The sequence below is a fragment of the Vibrio gigantis genome (assembly GCF_024347515.1).
Lineage (GTDB): Bacteria > Pseudomonadota > Gammaproteobacteria > Enterobacterales > Vibrionaceae > Vibrio > Vibrio gigantis.
The window spans coordinates 2,372,985-2,391,382 of record NZ_AP025492.1 but is presented as its reverse complement, the minus strand read 5'-3'; the positions used below and the strand labels follow the sequence as shown (position 1 = coordinate 2,391,382).

Genomic DNA, 18,398 nt, shown 5'->3' with positions numbered 1-18,398 from the left:
CCACCCAAACTTTTTTTTAATCCCAATACTACTTTTGTGTAGTAAGAACCATTATAGCCAAGCTTTTAGGCCATATTGACTTTCTAGCATACCAACTGCAAGCATTGCTACTAGACAGATAACTAAAACGCCAACTGGGATAACAATCTTGTCTACAAATGATAGACGCTTCGCACGTTCTTTATCACCAATTAGACCGTTGTTATCAAGAAGCATAGTCAGTGCCCATGCTAGTACTGGGTTAACAACCGCTGAGCCGAAGATACAGATACCAGCTGCTTGAGAATCTTTTGAATCCTTAACCATTTGCATACCCGCTTCCAGTAGAGGCAGAGATACACCTACAAGTAGCGCTACACGCATCACTGGTGGCCATACTGCAACGTCCATTGGGAAACCAAGAATCGCAACAATAATACATAGAGAACCAAGCAAGATTGCGCCGCCAGGAATTGGACGTTTCGCGATTGCTGCTGGGATCATGTAAGTACCCCAAGAAGATGTGATGTTACCACCACCAACTGCAGTACCAACCATTTGGCGAACTGAACACATAGTCATTGTGTCATCTACGTCCATAAGTACTTTTTCAGATTTCTTAGGGTAGTTAAGTTCTTGGAAGATACGGTGACCTAGGAAGTCAGGAGACCACATAGCTACTGCAAGAATTGCAAATGGTAGAGATGCAATGAAGTGTTCAACGTTTGGCAAGCCAAGCATCCAACCTTCAGAAGTAGAACCCCACCAGTAAACTGGATTTAGGTTTGGAATACCCATTTCAGTTTCGAATACGATATCGAAACCAGCACCTAGTGCTAAAGCAATAGCAAGGCCTGTGAATGCACAAACGGGGATAGCTAACCAACGCTTGTTCACTTTTGCTAAGAAAGCGTAGATAGCAATAGTAATAGCAAGAACGATTAAACCAACGTAGCCCATGCTTCCCGCTTCTACAGTAGAAGATTGAAGACCAACCGCCCATGCTTGAATCGAGTTAATTTGGCTCATGGTGCCCGTTAGGCCTAAGAAAATGAGCAAGCCACCAGCGGTACCTTCCGAAGTAAGATTAACCAGCTTGGAGCCGCCTTTTAGGAAACTTAGGATTAGACCGAAGACACCAATAAGAATTGCCAATGCAAGAGGGTGAGCACCAGCTAAAGCGATGGTACCAATAAGAGGAATCATTGGGCCGTGGTTACCGGCAAGGTTTGCTTTAGGGTTAAAGAAACCAGAAGCAAGGATACAGAACAGCAGTGCAGGGATAAGCATTTCTACACGAGCGACTTCAATCGCAAACTCTTTGCCGAGGTTTACGTGATCCCAAGCTTGAGTAAGGCCATCAGCCCAAGACATCATTACTGCTGAGTACATCGCGATAATACCAATGGTACCAGCAAGTGCAGGAACAAGGTCTTCAAGTTCGAAGCGGAAATCACGACCAGGAAGGTTTAAACCGAAGCGTCGAGGCTTCATGATTTGAAGCTCATGATCTAGATAATCTGAGCGGCTCTCAAATTCAGAAGCAGGGCGGTGTAGTTCTTTATAGCTTTTCTCTTCTACTTCAGAGTTCGCATTATTCACAACGTCTGACATAGATTCCTCATATTTTTATGTTAGTAATTCTAAAATTGAATTCTATAAGTTCGCGTAATTGCGTTATTTCTTAGTTATAACTTATTAACATTATGTTGCACGGTCTTGATGTGCTTTATGCAGCTAAGTTAAAAGAAATGTTTGGCATTTTTAATGCCTTATTCTTTGCTGAGGAGTCTAACAAGCTTACCCTTTAGGGTGATTGATCTTGATCACTTTATGAGTGTATGTGAAAGAAAGCTACAAAACGCAGCGATTCATTAACTTCCCATTGATGAATCGTGTAATTTATTTTCACAAATTGACGTTTATCCCACTTCATTACATTTCTATCAGAAAAACAAGTAAGTCTTTTAAATGCTTGGCGTGTTTTTTGCTTTATCACCCGCAGAGACTTAATTTTGGCGCGCTGTTGCCACAAACAGGACGGAAATCGATGAAAAATAGACAAATGTTGCCACTAGCGGCAATGATCTCAGGACTACTGGTTGGTTGTGGTGGAAGCGGCGGCGGTGGTGGTGGCGGTGGTGCGCCATCAACAAAGTTTGACTTTATGTTTTCTGCCCCGAACACAATTCTTGAGAGTAACAATACTTCAAACTGCACAGTCTATGAGCGCGGAGAGAATAGTAGTCAACAGACAACGGTATTGACTTACCAACCTGCGATTGAGTCACAACTAAATAATGAAAATGTGATTGCCTACTACTCGGATGCATCGGGGGCAAGGGTTGGTGATTTAATTGCTCCTAGTAACTTGAAGTTATCATTTACTTTGGAAGGTATACCTGATGATGGCTTTATTACGTTCCAAATTCGTGAAGCTAACAATACGCATTTTACTGCGAATACATTTTCTAAAGAGTACTTAGAAGACTTAACGCTTAGGAATGCGACATTTGGTATGAATCGCGAAGCTGTTAGTAGCTGTAACAAAGGTGAGAACTTTAGTAGAACCACACGTAATGACTTGTCTTATAGTGCTGTAGTATCTGAAGGCGGAAACTATATTTTTCAATCGCAGTTAGCTGAAGAGTCAGTACCGACATATTCGATTGATAGTCTAGATGCGCGTGCCTTACCGAATGGGACAACTGAATCAACTATTGTTACGCAGTTCAAGGGTGATTATTTGCATCAATACGGTGTGCGTGATTGGAGTAACGCTAGTACTTTAGATTTGGTAAGTATGGCAGGAAACAAAGCTCAACTGACGCACACAAATGACTTTGATTACTCGAGTGTTGAGATTAAGGTTAGTCAGGGCGAATTTAGCTACGACATAGTAACGATTCCTAGCACTCAGGCAGACTTTACACATCCAGATACTCCAAGTACTGAAAGTTGGAGCTTGAGTGTTGAGTCGGATACTCCATTAAATGGTTGGAATATTGATCTTAACAAGAAGTTGTATGTTGAAGGCGCTTGGGATGTAAGCGTTGCGACTGATTCTTTATTTGACTTGAATTCTTTGCCAGCTAACTTGCCGACACTATCGGGTAATAATTTAGATCTTGATTTTAGCTTTACGGATGAAGTCGGAAAGATGAGAGTCGCTTATACGACAGAAAGCTTAAGTAGCGGCCTCCATAAACTGACACATAAGCTGTTTACTCACTTAGAAAATACACTAGTAGTTCCCGAACTTTATTACTATGACTACTCTAATACTATAAAGAATGAGTTACAGCTAGATCCATCTGTAGATCCTATCCACCAGACAGTTCTAATCGAAACAGAAGAGTCAGACATTACAGGTTACGACTTCTTGACTGCATTCGCGCACGGTAACGTCACTGATTTGGATGAAGACTTGGACGGGCTTGTTATTAATGAAGTTGCCCTAAATAAAACAGGTGTGAAGGTCCAGAATCAAAACTATTTAATGATTAGTAAATAGTGTTGAGTTAACAAAAGCGAAACATAAAAGCCCCGTCAATCGGGGTTTTTTTATGATTCTTATTCATGGAATTGAGAGGAAAACGCTACCTAGTGCATAATAAGTCAGAGTGAATCGCTATTTATTCCCAATTGACAGGTTAATAATTTGTTGCATGTTGCTCCGTGGGGTGCTAGTTTGTATCGCATGAAAAGGTCGGAGTACCTTGCATTTTCACAAACTTGGGAGAGAAAGCGCATGAAAGATGTACCAGCGCTGGACATAAAGGATCTACACAAAACGTTTGGTCAAAATGAAGTTTTAAAGGGAATTTCACTTTCTGCGCATAAAGGCGATGTAGTATCGATTATCGGCTCTTCAGGGTCGGGTAAAAGTACTTTTCTTAGATGTATCAATCTATTAGAGACACCTACTGCAGGCGAAATTTGGGTTAATGGCGAATTGATTCAAATGAAAAACAACCGCCAAGGTGTTTCTGTTCCTGCCAATGAAAAACAAGTACAGCGAATCCGTTCTCGTTTGGCGATGGTTTTTCAGGGTTTCAATCTGTGGTCTCACCTGACCGTTCTCGAAAACGTTATCGAAGCGCCTGTTCACGTCTTAGGTGTACCTAAAGCACAAGCGATTGAAAATGCAGAGCTACTACTTAAAAAAGTAGGTCTGTATGAGCGTAAAGATTACTACCCAGGTCACTTATCAGGAGGACAACAACAGCGTGCTGCTATTGCGCGAGCGCTAGCGGTTGACCCTGAAGTTATGCTGTTTGATGAACCAACATCGGCATTAGACCCAGAGCTAGTAGGCGAAGTACTTGGCGTAATGCGTGATCTAGCCGAAGAGGGAAGAACCATGCTCGTGGTGACTCATGAAATGGCTTTTGCTCGTGACGTATCAAACCACGTCATGTTCCTACACCAAGGTCTAGTGGAAGAGCAGGGCGATCCAGCTAAACTGTTTACGGAACCTGAATCTGAGCGATTACAACAATTTATCTCATCGATTTACTAATCAGAATTGAAATACCGTTGCTAAGGTAAATTGCGACGGTGTGAACAATAAAACACAACAAGTAAGTTAATAAGTAACAACAAACACAATATTAAAACTAGCAAAACATAAAAACCTAAATCACAGGAGTAGGGATATGAAAAAGTGGTTATTAGTCGCGGCACTTGCTGCAACTGCTGTAACGGGCGTAGCTCAAGCAAAAGAATGGAAAACAGTACGTTTCGGTATTGAAGGTGCTTATCCTCCATTTAGCTGGACAGAAGCTGACGGTTCACTGAAAGGCTTCGATGTCGATATGGCTAACGCACTTTGTACTGAAATGCAGGTGAAGTGTAAGATTGTTGCACAAGACTGGGATGGCATTATTCCTTCTCTACTTGCTCGTAAATATGATGCGATCATCGCGGCAATGTCTATCACGGAAGAGCGTAAGAAAAAGATCGATTTCACTGGTAAATACGCACTTATCCCGAACAAGTTCATCGCCAAAAAAGGTGCAGGCCTTAACTTTGATGATCTAAGTGGTCAAAAAATTGCCGTTCAACGTGCAACAACTCACGACAAATACCTAACAGATAACTATGGTGACACAGTAGAGATCGTTCGTTATGGTTCATTCGATGAAGCTTATCTTGACCTAGCTAACGGTCGTGTTGCTGCTGTACTGGGCGATGCATCTGCTCTAGAAGAAGGCGTACTAAACAAAGCTGGTGGTGAAGCTTACGAGTTTGTTGGCCCATCACTAACAGATCCTAAGTGGTTCGGTGAAGGTTTTGGTATTGCTCTACGTAAGCAAGACAAAGATCTGACCAAGCAACTAGATGCTGCAATCCTTTCGCTACGTGAAAAAGGCATCTATCAAGATATCGCTGCTAAATACTTCAATTACGACGTATACGGTCAGTAATCTCTAGCGTCACTTCTTAAGGGAGAGGCTCTCCTCTCCCTGTCTTACCAACTTTTTCGCAGTTCTGTTGGAATTCATTATGTTTGATTTACAAGGATATGAAGCGTCGATCCTGAAAGGGGCGGTGCTTACAATCGAAGTTGCCTTGCTGTCGCTAATTTTAGCTATGGTTCTTGGTATGCTAGGTGCCTTAGCAAAACTAGCGCCATATCGCTGGGCTCGTGCTATTGCAACCCTCTATACAACTGTCATTCGAGGTATTCCTGATCTCGTCTTGATGATGCTGATTTTTTTTGGTGGACAAATCCTTTTAAACAACAGTTTGTATTCCATCAATGAGTGGCTCAATGAGTGGTTCACATCCAGTGATCCTAATCACGAATGGACCTCTTACTTACCTGATTATATTGATGTCAGCCCATTTATTGCTGGTGTCTTAACCATTGGCTTTATTTTTGGCGCTTACATGGCTGAAACCTTCCGTGGTGCGATCATGGCAGTTGATAGCGGTGAAATGGAAGCGGCAAAGGCCTATGGCATGGGACCTGTTTTAGCGTTCCGTCGTATTCTATTACCGCAAATGATTCGTCACGCACTGCCAGGTTTTGGTAACAACTGGTTGGTTTTACTTAAAACGACGGCGTTGGTTTCAATTATCGGCCTAGAAGACATGGTCCGTGTTAGCGCACTAGCTGCCGGTTCAACCAAAATGCCATTTACCTTCTACATGACAGTGGCGCTTATTTTCTTATTCTTCACCAGTGTTTCGACGGGCTTGCTTAAGCTGGTTGAGCGTAAATTCAGTATCCACGCGAGGTAGTTATGGACTTTTCATTGATAATTGAAAGCCTGCCGATTTACCTTGGTGGTTTATGGACAACGGCTTGGATGGTATGTGTTGCTTTGGTTATTGGCTTATTTGTAGCAATACCATTAGCTATCGCTCGTAATAGCCCAAATATGCTGATTAATGCACCGGCTTGGTCGTTCATCTATTTCTTCCGTGGAACACCGTTACTGGTGCAGTTGTACCTGATTTACTACGGTATGGACCAATTCTTCCCAGTAAAAGACACACTATGGGAAAACGCTTGGTTCTGTGCCCTAGTGGCATTCATCCTGAACACCTCCGCATACACGGCCGAGATTATCCGTGGTGCAATTAACGGCTTACCTAAAGGGGAAGTTGAAGCGGCAAAAGCATATGGCATGAGTACACCGAAGACTTACCGTCGCATCATTTTACCAAGTGCTCTACGTCGTGCACTGCCAGCCTACAGTAACGAAGTTATCTTTATGCTTCACGGTTCAGCTGTTGCCGGTATCGTAACAATTATGGATTTAACGGGTGCTGCTCGACTAGTTAACTCGCGCTATTATGCACCGTTCGAATCTTTCTTGACGGCAGGTCTGTTCTATATGGCACTGACGTTTATCATCATCGCCATATTTAAATACGCTGAGAAACGATTCTTAGCTTACCTAAGACCATTAAGTTAACCAGACGGCGCTTTCGAGCGCCGTTTTTTATTATTCAGTTTCTCTAAAAAGCGTTAACTCCATTCAGGATATCGTTAGGTTATTGGTTTTATAGATTGATTTAAGCCCAACCATAGATACACTCAGCTCGATTTTTTTGGAGTGTCATAAAATAATGAAAAAAAGCACATTAATGTTAAGCATGGCGCTGCCTGCCTTTACTATGCTGTCTGCGTGTGGCGGCGGTGATTCTGGTGGTTCGACGCAGCCAAAAACGGCGGTTCAACAAGCCTTAGAGAGTGGCGATGCGACATATGTTGAAAACACTAATGAATTTATCGAGGCGAGCGAAACCTTAGTCAGCGATCTAAATCGTCAGTTCAATCAAATAAAAAGCCATTTATTGCAGGGTGACAATGGATCATCACTGCAGAGACTACATTGGGATCCAACCCACGACACTGCGATTATCTCGCCGACCTTTGGCTTTAATGACACCATCCTTAAAACCAATAAAGCGATGATTGATGGCTACACCGATCAAGAGCTTGTGATTGGTGTAGCAGGTTATACGTCTTCACAAACACGATATGCGGCACTGGCAAGTAATCCCTTTCGAACTCAGTACCGTTTTTCTGATTCAGTCAATGAAGAAATGGAAACATGGTTAAAGAACTTACTCAGCTGGACGAGTGGGACAGAACAACCAGCAAAGATCGTGTTAGCTCAACTCGACCAGTCTCATTATTTTCCAGATGACCAGGCGACGCGTGACTGGATCAAAAATAACATCAATCCAAAAGTATTGATCAATGATGACGACATTTGTGATGCTGAAAAATTAAAGGCATGCCTTGAAGATAAGCCTGATCTTTTGATTATATCCCAGAAGCTGAATGATGGTGACAACCTAAACGATGTGCTCGAAGGTCTAAAGTACGCATTCGAACATCAGATCCCTGTCTTGTATTTGCACTTAGATGGCGGAATGACAGAGCTAGGGAATGCCCTTTTCGCTGAAATGCATATTACTTACGTGGGAGATAACTACTGGCGTAAGCTTGGGCTATCGGATTGGGACCCAAATCAGTTAGTTGATCAGCTTCCAGAGTCGGTAATTGCTGAGCAAGATTTATTGAGTCGTCTTAAAGATGACAGTTTTAATGTTGATCTGAAACTATGTGATGACAAGTCCTGTACCGATGAATCATTGATGGATGAAGAGTTTTATCAAGCGGCAAATACCATCCGCACTCGTTTGACTAACTTAGATAAACAAAAAGTCGACTTGTTTGCGAGCGATGACTATGAATACGAAAAACTTATGTTGCTGTTGGCCGATAGCTATCGACAAGACGTGCTTTATCCGATGGATAAGACCAGTACTGAGCGCATTGAATTTCTCAAGTCTTATTTCAGTGATTATGTTCAGTATCAAAGCCGTTCTCTGAATGCCGCACAGCCAAGTTTAGGTAATTTCAATACCAAAACCTTTGAAGACGTCCAGCTGACTAATAAAACGGTGACGTTGGAATCAAAACGAAATTTCCGCTCGGCGGGTTTGTATGCTCTGCCGGGTCAAACAATCAAAGTAACGCGCGTCGATACTAACGATGTAAGCACTTCAATTGTATTTAACTCATTACGCAGTGGTGCAACCCATGAGTTTTCAAAAGATGGAGGTTATGCACGACCTAAGTTCCTAACATCAGTCGCTTATTCGGTAAAACCCGGAGAAACCATCACTCTGACTTCTGCATACGGCGGAACACTACAGGTTCACTTTGATAAGAATGATATCAACGTCGAGCTTAAGTTCGAGAATGTTGCTCAGCACCCAGTATGGCGAAGCGAAGAGGATAACGAGCGTTTTGTCGCAGAGCTCGAAGAAGCGAAATTTGATTGGGCTGAATTGATTACTCCGGGCTTTGAGGTGCACTCGAAGTTAGACAAAATGCAAACATCAATCGGTTCGAGCGACTGGAATCAGCCGCAGGATATGGCTCTCGCTACCGAGCGATACATGCACAACTTCCCTCACGCGTTGGCTGGCTTTAGAGGGCCAGGTATAAATGAAATTGCAGAAATTCATGCATATGGAGACAGCAAAGGTTGGCAAGTTGAGACGATAGATATGGTTAAGCATATGAACGCTGATCAAGCCACTTGTGGTTATGGCTGTTCGGGTAACCCTTATGATGCCTATTGGGCATTTCATCCACTCGGTCATGGTGACTTGCATGAGTTAGGGCATGGTTTAGAAAAGGGCCGATTCCGTTTTAGTGGTTGGGATGGTCACTCAACGACTAACTACTATTCATATTTTAGTAAATCAACATATTACAAAGACACCGGAAAAGTATCGTCTTGCCAAGGCCTAGATTTTAAAGGGCAGTATGAGCTGCTACAAGAGAGTCGTAAACAGGCAGACCCAAATGCTTATATGGCACAGCAGAATCAAACCAGTTGGAGCTGGGGAGCCAGAGTCTTCATCCAAATGATGATGTTGGCACAAGAGCAAGGTGTGTTAGATTCGGGTTGGCATATGCTAGGGCGATTGCATTTGATCGAGCGAGAGTTTAACCGTTTGCGGTCGAGTGATGAGTTATGGAATGCGAATAGGCACACCATTGGCTTTGACAGTTACTCAAGAGATGAAGCCAATCAGATCACTAACGACGATTGGTTAGTTATAGCTCTGAGTTACGTTAACGAACGGGATATGCGGAACTATTTAGATATGTGGGGCTTTAATTTTACGGATAAGGCTAAGCAACAAGTCGTGACACTGAATTTGGCTCCAATGCCATTAACGTACTTTGCAAGTTCGAACCAAGGCTACTGTGTCGATGAGTTTGCTAAAATACCTATCAATGTCGATGGAACAACTGTTTGGCCAATCAATTAACCTAAAAAGTAAATAGGGAGCATGAGCTCCCTATTTTCTATTTAAAAGTTGACCAAATTGGCGCGTGATCAGACGGTTTTTCGATACCACGTAGTTCGTAGTCGATGCCTGCTTCAGTACATTTATCAGCAAGCTTTTGAGTTGCTAGTACCACGTCAATACGAAGGCCACGGTTGTCCACGAAACCTTTTGAGCGGTAATCAAACCACGAGTATTGATCGTTTACTTCAGGGTGCAGTAAACGGAAGCTATCCACAAAACCCCAATCCATCAATGTTTTCAACCATTCGCGCTCTTCTGGTTGGAAAGAACACTTACCGGTTTTCAGCCAACGTTTTGCATTAGGTTCACCAATGCCGATGTCAGCATCAATTGGGCTGATATTAATATCGCCCATCACAATCACTTGTTCATCTTTATTGTGGTAATCGTTTAGGTAAGTCATCAAGTCTTTGTAGAACTCGCGCTTGTACGGGTATTTGGTTTCATGCTTGATGTTATCCCCTTGAGGGAAGTAACCATTTAGTACTGTAACCTTTTCACCGTTTTCATCTTCAAACGTTGCCATGATCATACGTTTTTGATGGTCTTCATTGTCGGTTGGAAAACCTTTCTGAACAGAGATTGGCTCCTGCTTACACAGCATAGCCACACCGTAGTGTGCTTTTTGACCGTGAAAGTAAACCTTGTAGCCCATTGCTTCCACATCAGCAATAGGGAAGGCTTCATCGTGTACTTTTATCTCTTGCAGACCAATTACGTCCGGTTGGTGTTTGTCGATAACCGCTTGCAGTTGATGAAGGCGGGCTCTTAGGCCGTTGATGTTGAAGCTAATTACTTTCATTTGTTTTTATACCTCTCGTAAACCTTTGCCACTGCGAGTTTTCAAAGGTTTTTTGATTTGGTGGATTTCATGGTTCATCGTATTTAACCATGCTTAATAATTTCTGTCGCCATTTTGTCGAGACTAAATGGCGACGTTAAATTGTGTGAATACCTACAGTTACGCTGAGTCTATTGAGTTTTTAGTAAGTCTAAAAAGAAGGCGTATTCAAGAGCATCTTCTTTTAATCGCTTAAATCGACCAGAAGCGCCGCCGTGTCCGGCTTCCATATCGGTTTTGAACACCAGTACATTGTTATCTGTTTTCATTTCACGCAGTTTCGCCACCCACTTCATTGGTTCAAAGTATTGTACTTGTGAATCATGTAGGCCTGTTGTCACCAACATGTTCGGGTAGTTTTGTACCTTAATGTTGTCGTACGGTGAGTAACTCAGCATGTAATCGTAGTAGGTTTTATTGTTCGGGTTGCCCCATTCGTCGTATTCGTTAGTCGTAAGAGGGATCGACTCGTCAAGCATGGTTGTTACAACGTCAACAAAAGGAACATGTGCTCCAATACCTTTATACAAATTAGGCGCTTGGTTGATGATCGCTCCCATTAGTAGACCACCAGCTGAACCGCCCACCGCGAATACTTTATCTTTAGCGCCGTAGCCTTCTTCAACTAAGCCCTTAGTTACATCGATAAAGTCATTGAACGTGTTTTGCTTGGTTAGCTTTTTGCCGTCTTCATACCAAGGACGCCCCAGCATTTCTGAACCGCGGATGTGAGCAATCGCAAAAACGAAGCCTCTATCGAGCAGGCTGAGACGAGTCGAGCTGAAGGTCGGCTCAATGGTTGACCCGTAAGATCCGTAGCCGTATTGGTAGATTGGGTTAGTGCCGTCTTTCTTGAATAAATCTTTGCGATAAACCAAAGAGACAGGTATTTGCTTGCCATCGCGAGCCGTAACCATGATTCGCTCTGATTGATAGTTATCCGCTTCGAAATCACCTAATACTGGTGTTTGCTTCTTGATTTCAGGCTCACCCGTACTGAGGTCGAAATCATAGTAAGTTCCTGGCGTAGTCAAGCTGCTGTAATAGATTCGAACTTTTGAGTTATCTAATTCATAGTTACTCGTTAGGTAAGCGGCGAAAGCGGTGTCGTTAAATTCAAGTGGGAACTCTTTACCTGTTGTGAGTTGGCGAACCTTGACTGTCGACAAGCCATTCGTACGTTGCTCGTAAACAAGATGATCATCAAACAACTCGAAATCAACAAGCTGAGTGTTATCGTCTGCTGCAATGACATCGACCCATTTTGAGCGGTCATGCATGTCTTCAGCTGAGACTTTCATTAAACGAAAGTTGACCGCTTGGTAGTTGGTGTAGATGTAATACCAATCACCCAGTTTAGCGATGCTGTACTCAATTCCGGTCTCTTTTGGGTAGAAAGCTTCGGCTTTAGCCTGTGGATTGTTGGCATCGATGACTGAAACACCACTGGTTTCTGTGCTCGAGTGCCAAATGTAGACCTGTTCACCATCTTTGCTTTTGCTCAATGAGGTGTAGTAAGCGCTGTCGGTTTCTTCGTAGATTAACTCATCGCTAGTTTGAGGTGTGCCTAAAACGTGGCGGTAAACTTGGTAACCCAGCAGTGTTTGTGGGTCTTTCTTGATGTAGTAGAAGGCTTGGTTGTCGTTTTGCCACGCGATAGCACTCGAAGCACCTTCAATTTCGTCGTTTAGGTATTCACCTGTCATGAGGTCTTTAATCTTGATGGTGTAAATGCGGCGACTCAGGGTATCTTCGCCATAGGCCAACAAGTTTTCGTCTGGGCTGATCGTTAAGCCGCCAATACTGAAGAATTCATGTTCTTTTGCTAGTTCATTAACGTCTAAGATGACTTGCTTGTCTTTACCTAAAAAGTCTTTTTCTCGCAAGTGTACTGGGTATTCGTTGTCACCTGTGACTTTATTCGAGTAGTAGTAGCTGCCTTTACGCACCGGTACCGAATTGTCGTCCTTCGCGATTCGGCCTTTGATCTCTTCAAATAACTGCTTTTGTGTTGATTCGGTATGCTTCAGCACGGTCTCTGCGTAGTGGTTCTCTTGTTCAAGATGCTGCAAGATCTCTGGGTCTTGGCGTTCATCATCACGCATCCAGTAGTAATTATCGATTCGGGTATCACCATGAATCGTCATTGTATGAGGGACTTTCTTAGCAACGGGAGCTTGGGTTTGTTGAGCGACGAGTTGCGATGGAGAGTAATGGTTCATGGTTGTTATTCCTTGATTGCTGCACCCGGTGACAAGCGCCACCGATACGGCTAATGTGGTTAAAGCGAAACGCATCTGTATATCCTTAGTGTGCACCTTACTCGTTTTAATGCCAGCATCCTTTAGTTGTTAGTTTTCTTCCATTGATGTTATTTATAATTGGATTCTGGATATGCACTTTCATCGTAAGTGTCTGTTATTGTTTTCAAAAAATCAAAGTAATGTTTGATGAAATTGATGGCAGACATCAGGCGAGGAAAAACGGGCAATAAAAAGGGACACACTTTTCAGCATGTCCCTCTTCTTTGTTTGGGCAAGATTCGAGTTTGTTTTAGATAGCCAATGGCATTTCGTTTGAGTGGTCAGGCTTACGATTAACCCAGCGTAAACCAAGCATCACGATAAGTGACATTGTAATCATTAAACAACCCAGTGGCAGTTGATCTTGAGCTGGGAAGAAGGATGCCAACAGTGTTGCGATGCCAGCACCTAGGTTCTGCATACCACCTAAGATCGCGCCTCCTGTACCTGCGTGGTATGGGAATGGCGAAAGTGCCCCCGTTGTTGCTGCTGGGAATAAGATACCAGCGCCCAAGAAGTAAATCGTTGCACCGCCAATCAAAGTTAATGCTGTTGTTTGACCAAACAGACCTGGTATCAGCACCACGGCTGAGCCGACTAAGATCGACACTAGACCAACATTCAGTGCGCGGCGCTCAGAACGACGTTGTGCGATGTAGCTAGATAGGCCAGCACCGACTAAGTAACCTGGAATCGGCAAAACAAACAACAAGCTTACTGTAGTTGCAGGTAAACCCAGTACGCCACCAAGTAGCACTCCTGCCGCTGCTTCAAATACTGCGACGCCCGCGAATGTTGCTACTAGTACTAGTAAGAAACCTTGGAAGCGTTTGTCAGACAGAACGAATTTGTAGCTGTTTAAAACCGATTCGTTTTTGCGTCGCTCTTTTGGCAGAGTTTCCATCATGCTCGTCATCATGGTGATCACAACAGCGATACCAAATAGCGCAAGGAACAGGTAGCTAGAACGCCAGCCGAAAGCTTCTGTTAGGTAACCACCTAGAACAGGCGCCATCAGTGGTGAGAAAATCACACACATGCTGATTAAGCTGTTTGCACGGTGCAGTTCAGCGCCTTCAAAACAGTCGCGAGTCAATGTACGAGACATCGCACCACCACAACCAATCCCCAAACCTTGGATGAAGCTACCCACTAAGAACCATTGGTACTCATGTGCGAACAACGCCACCAAGGTACCTACGATGTAGATTACCAAGCCAGCGATGATGATTGGTTTACGACCGATGCGATCAGAGAGAGGACCGTAAGCAAATTGCGACAGACCATAAGGGATCAAGTAGCACGCCATCACAGCTTGCAGTGAAGACGCAGCAACCAAGAACTCACCCGCCATATGACCGATAGAAGGCACGTACATCGTTTGAGTCATTTGACCTACGGCAGTCAGTATTGCGATTAAAAAGGTAAGTTTCGCTAATGGAAACGAGGCGGACATTTGCGTATTTCTCCAAAAATTAAAGACGTGAAAAACCTTAGCGTTCCATTAAGGAGAGCCAAAAGAATAAAGTATTCAGGGAATCTAGGCGCGAGATATTAGAGCTTGATTGCCGACTTAGCAATCAAAAAGTGTGAACTTGATCAAGATAAAAATCTATAGCGTGGATTAGAAAAAATAATCCGAAATTCTGTGTTTTAAAGATGTAAGGTTGTGGAGTTGGCTCCTTTGAAACATCGCTTCGATAAAGAAATATCCCCTTTAATGATGATAGTTTAAACATCACGCTAAGTAGCAAGCAGCGTAAGTTGAGCGCACTGCCTTCAATAGTTTAACTTGGCGCGATAAGCTGAAAGCTCTTGAAATCACAACAACGAAAGACAATAAACACGTCCTATTAACATTTATGTAAACTTTCGTTTTATATGTGCGCAAATTGTGCTGTAATCATCCGCTAAGCTATTCGTCTAACTCATTAACATTGTGTACAGCAATTAGTTATCAATGTGAGAGTTACGGTTATGGAAGTCTTTTGGCTTAAATAAGGATATTAAATGCGCTCTCTATCGGTACAGTGGAAAATAACCCTCTTAGCTGGTTGTTGTTTGATTATTACCTCACTGTCTCTTATTGGTTTCTCTATCTACAACGCGACGAGCAATCAACAAGTCATCAAATCTCAAAGCTCAGAATCAGTTATCAATAAAACTCAGCAGTTGTTGGCGTCTGTTTCTCAGCTTAATGCTCAAGAAACTCAACGTTACGTCGACGAAGCGATCTATCGCGCTGAGATGTTAGCGGCCAGTGCTCAGTTTCTAAAGAACAATGCAGACGAAAACTTTACGCCAAGTGAAGAGCTTCGTACCGCCTTGGATGAAATGGTGCGTCGCTCAGTACTAAACTTCGATTCGATTCAAGGCGCATACCTAGTCTTTAAGCCAGACTTACTCGATGGTGAAGATGCGAATTATGTAGATGCTGATTACGTTGGCTCTAACGAAAAAGGGCGTTTCGCTCCTTACTGGAAGGTGGCGGATAATGGTGAGAATGTTCTATCGAACGTGCTTTCGGAATCAACATTGAATGACAACAGCAATAGCGAACGTTTTTACTGTCCTTTATCTTCAGGGCAAACCTGTATTAGCACCCCACGAGTGGTTAACAGCGGTGGAACAGCACTGCTGACGTCCTCTATTTCAGTACCAATTTTAGTTGACGATGTCGCGATTGGCTTTCTTGGTATCGACTTAAGACTTGATGGTTTAACGAGTGTGATTACTCAATCTGACCAGAGCTTGTTTAACGGTGCAGGTAAAGCTTACGTGGTTAGCTTAGATGGCTCAGTTATCGCTTCAGACGACTCTAGCATTGCAGTCGGTTCGAATTTCCAAAGCGACAATACCAACAGTGACCTAATGACCGATTTTATCTTCGGCGGTGAAGTAACAACGCAATGGAGTGAGAATGGCGAGTGGTTACTTGCGTTTGCACCTGTTGTTGCAGCTAATCAAACTTGGGGTGTGTTGTTTGAGATACCGAGAGAAAGTGTCGTCGCTGATGCAAATGAATTGGATTCCATCATTAGTACTAAGCTAAGTGAAGGCATTAAGACAGAAGTGATTGCAGGTACTGTGTTCATTTTATTCGGTTTAGCTATTATCGCATTCGCTTCACTTTCAATTGTTAAACCTATTCGACAGGTGGTCGAGAGACTTAATGACATTGCTTCTGGTGAAGGTGATTTGACACAGCGTTTAGAGGTCAAGTCTCAAGACGAAATTGGTCAGTTATCTAAAGGATTTAACCTGTTCTTAGATAAGTTACAGCACACGATCAAAGAAGTTATTCACACCACTGAACAAGTGGCGAGCACGACAAGCCAGGCTAAAGCATCGGCATCAAGCACCCGAGAAAGTAGTGAGTCTCAATTTAAAGAAGTGGATCTGGTAGCAACAGCGGCAGAAGAGATGACTCAAACTGCAGGTTTGGTGGTACAAAACGCAGAAGTTGCTGTGGACGCAGCTTGTGAAGCAAATCGTTCAGCTCAGCAAGGGCAACAAGTTATCGAGCTTTCCGCTGGTGAAATGAGAAAGCTGGTGGAGCGTATGTCGAGCGCGGTTCCTATTGTTGAGGAATTGGCTAAAAATAACGGTAACATCACCGAGATCTTAAGTGTTATTGAAGGGATCTCTGAGCAAACTAACTTATTAGCATTAAATGCGGCGATCGAAGCGGCTCGTGCTGGCGAGCAAGGTCGTGGCTTTGCAGTCGTTGCAGATGAGGTAAGAAACCTCGCAAGTCGCACACAGTCATCGGTTGGTGAAATCAGAGCGGTGATCGACAAGGTTCATGCTGGAACTCAAGATGTCGTCGAAGCGATACAAGAAGGTAATATTCTAGCAAACGATACGGCGTTACATGTTCAAAATGCGGTTGAAGACTTGGGGTCGATCTTTACTTCTATTGAAGCAATCAGTGATATGAATAGTCAGATTGTTCGAGCAGCCGAAGAGCAACAATCGGTTTCCGGAGAAGTGAATCAAAGTGTGGTTAACATTCGCGATTTGAGTGCGAAGATCTTGGAGCAAGCTGCGGCTTCTGAGCAAGTAGGCGCGGAAATAGACCAACTGTCTCAACAGCAGCAGAAATTAGTTAATCAGTTCAAAGTATAACTATTAAGACTTAACCAACTCTTGAATTGAGAAAGGGACAAATGAAGATCTCATTTGTCCCTTTTTATATCTTGCTACCAAAGCTGGTCAAAAACGAGCGGTTGGTACTGCTTACTCTTCGATGAACCAGTAGCCTTTGTTCACTAATTCAGTCACGACCGTTACGCCTGAAGGAGATAGGGCAGTAGCCGAAGTAATTACAGTCTCATCGCAAAGTGTGTTGAGTAATGAAGAGTCTGCTTCATCAACCTTAACCATTTCACCATTGATGTAAGCAGTGTTGCTTTCATTTTCGTGGTAGAGCGCTTTTAAGCCTGACACTCGGTGGATTTCACCTTCTGACTCCAAGTGTTGAGCGATCTCTTCTTGAGTCCATAGTGGCTCTGGGGCAACGATATCAAGCTGATGGCGTGATTGGCTCAGTAGGCAACCCATGAAATCACTCACTGTTTCTGGTTGTTCTAATGCCGACATCAACATATCTGTTAGGCTATTCAAATCTGACGAACGGATCTTGCCGTAGCCATCTTGCGTTTTGAACTCAGGGTCATGTAAGTGAACGTCACCCATATCATGAGCAAGTACAAAGTCGGCAAAGTTACTGATTAGCTCTTGCTCTTTAGGAGAACGGTAGCCAATCGAGTAGCTCATTGATGGTTCAAGCGTGTTGCCTTCGTGTGGGAAGCCTGGCGGTATATAAAGGATATCACCTGGCTCTAAGGTTTCATCAATGATTGGCTCAAAGCCTTCTATTTGGCGTAGAGCAGACGCTTGAACGGTCTCTTTGTATTGACCAACATCTTTCGCGCCCACTTTCCATTGACGTTTACCTTGGCCTTGAATGATGAATACATCGTATTGATCAATATGCGGGCCAACACCGCCTTCCGGTGCTGAGTAGCAAATCATGAGATCGTCGAACAACCAGTTTGGTAACTGTTGGAATGCTTTCGTCAGTTCGTTTGCACCTTGATGCCAATGGTTCGCTGCTTGGACGATTAACTGCCAATGGGTTTCGGTTAACTCGCCAAACTTTTCTTCAGAGAATGGGCCGTGTTCTGCTGTCCATTGGTTGTTTAGGTTAGAAACAAAGCGAGAATCCACTTCTTCTTCCATCGATAAACCAGCAAGTTCTTCCGGCGAAATTGGGTCGACGAAGTTTTGGAAGCCACCTTTTAAGATGGTTGGTTTTTTATGCCAGTAGTGTTCAAGAAATTCGGGCATAGAAAAGCTAAGTTGGTACATGTGAATCCTGTATATTTAGATGCTAGATGCTAGATGCTAGATGC

General features: G+C 43.3%; 12 protein-coding genes. 7 read left to right on the top strand and 5 right to left on the bottom strand.

Going from position 1 to position 18,398, the window contains the following annotated elements; genetic code table 11:
- Positions 1 to 51: 51 nt before the first annotated feature.
- Entirely contained in the window at positions 52 to 1,593 is a 1,542-nt protein-coding gene (locus tag OCV56_RS10460) for a DUF3360 family protein (protein ID WP_086713720.1), read from the bottom strand.
- Between the two features lie 436 nt (positions 1,594 to 2,029).
- Here OCV56_RS10460 and OCV56_RS10455 point away from each other — a divergent pair, with 436 nt between their 5' ends.
- From OCV56_RS10455 to OCV56_RS10430, 6 genes are all read left to right on the top strand, one after another.
- Positions 2,030 to 3,493, top strand: coding sequence for a hypothetical protein (locus OCV56_RS10455; protein WP_086713719.1), 1,464 nt, complete (start codon positions 2,030 to 2,032; stop codon positions 3,491 to 3,493).
- Between the two features lie 237 nt (positions 3,494 to 3,730).
- On the top strand, positions 3,731 to 4,501 hold the full coding sequence (locus tag OCV56_RS10450) for an ABC transporter ATP-binding protein (protein ID WP_004736532.1): 771 nt from the start codon (positions 3,731 to 3,733) through the stop codon (positions 4,499 to 4,501).
- 136 nt (positions 4,502 to 4,637) lie between these two features.
- Positions 4,638 to 5,408: an ABC transporter substrate-binding protein gene (locus tag OCV56_RS10445; protein ID WP_086713718.1), complete on the top strand. Its 771-nt coding sequence runs from the start codon at positions 4,638 to 4,640 to the stop codon at positions 5,406 to 5,408.
- 79 nt (positions 5,409 to 5,487) lie between these two features.
- Positions 5,488 to 6,228, top strand: a complete 741-nt coding sequence (locus OCV56_RS10440; RefSeq protein ID WP_048659692.1) for an ABC transporter permease — start codon at positions 5,488 to 5,490, stop codon at positions 6,226 to 6,228.
- 2 nt (positions 6,229 to 6,230) lie between these two features.
- Positions 6,231 to 6,908: an ABC transporter permease gene (locus OCV56_RS10435; RefSeq protein WP_086713717.1), complete on the top strand. Its 678-nt coding sequence runs from the start codon at positions 6,231 to 6,233 to the stop codon at positions 6,906 to 6,908.
- Between the two features lie 154 nt (positions 6,909 to 7,062).
- Positions 7,063 to 9,795: an ImpA family metalloprotease gene (locus tag OCV56_RS10430; RefSeq protein WP_086713716.1), complete on the top strand. Its 2,733-nt coding sequence runs from the start codon at positions 7,063 to 7,065 to the stop codon at positions 9,793 to 9,795.
- A gap of 37 nt (positions 9,796 to 9,832) precedes the next feature.
- On the opposite strand, the gene xthA is transcribed toward OCV56_RS10430, so the two are convergent.
- The 3 genes from xthA to emrD all read right to left on the bottom strand — a co-directional run bounded on the left by xthA (position 9,833) and on the right by emrD (position 14,437).
- Entirely contained in the window at positions 9,833 to 10,639 is an 807-nt protein-coding gene (gene xthA, locus OCV56_RS10425) for an exodeoxyribonuclease III (RefSeq protein ID WP_057621890.1), read from the bottom strand.
- Between the two features lie 170 nt (positions 10,640 to 10,809).
- Complete coding sequence (locus OCV56_RS10420; RefSeq protein ID WP_167373176.1) at positions 10,810 to 12,900, bottom strand: S9 family peptidase; 2,091 nt, start codon at positions 12,898 to 12,900, stop codon at positions 10,810 to 10,812.
- A gap of 331 nt (positions 12,901 to 13,231) precedes the next feature.
- The gene (gene emrD, locus OCV56_RS10415; RefSeq protein ID WP_086713714.1) at positions 13,232 to 14,437 is read right to left on the bottom strand and encodes a multidrug efflux MFS transporter EmrD; all 1,206 of its coding nucleotides are present in this window, start codon (positions 14,435 to 14,437) and stop codon (positions 13,232 to 13,234) included.
- A 554-nt stretch (positions 14,438 to 14,991) separates the two neighbouring features.
- On the opposite strand from emrD, the gene OCV56_RS10410 reads away from it, so the two are divergent.
- Positions 14,992 to 17,109: a methyl-accepting chemotaxis protein gene (locus tag OCV56_RS10410; RefSeq protein WP_086713713.1), complete on the top strand. Its 2,118-nt coding sequence runs from the start codon at positions 14,992 to 14,994 to the stop codon at positions 17,107 to 17,109.
- Positions 17,110 to 17,220: 111 nt separating this feature from the next.
- Here the strand turns inward: OCV56_RS10410 and OCV56_RS10405 are convergent, their stop codons facing one another.
- The gene (locus OCV56_RS10405) at positions 17,221 to 18,354 is read right to left on the bottom strand and encodes a ribosomal protein uL16 3-hydroxylase (RefSeq protein ID WP_086713712.1); all 1,134 of its coding nucleotides are present in this window, start codon (positions 18,352 to 18,354) and stop codon (positions 17,221 to 17,223) included.
- Positions 18,355 to 18,398 lie beyond the last annotated feature (44 nt).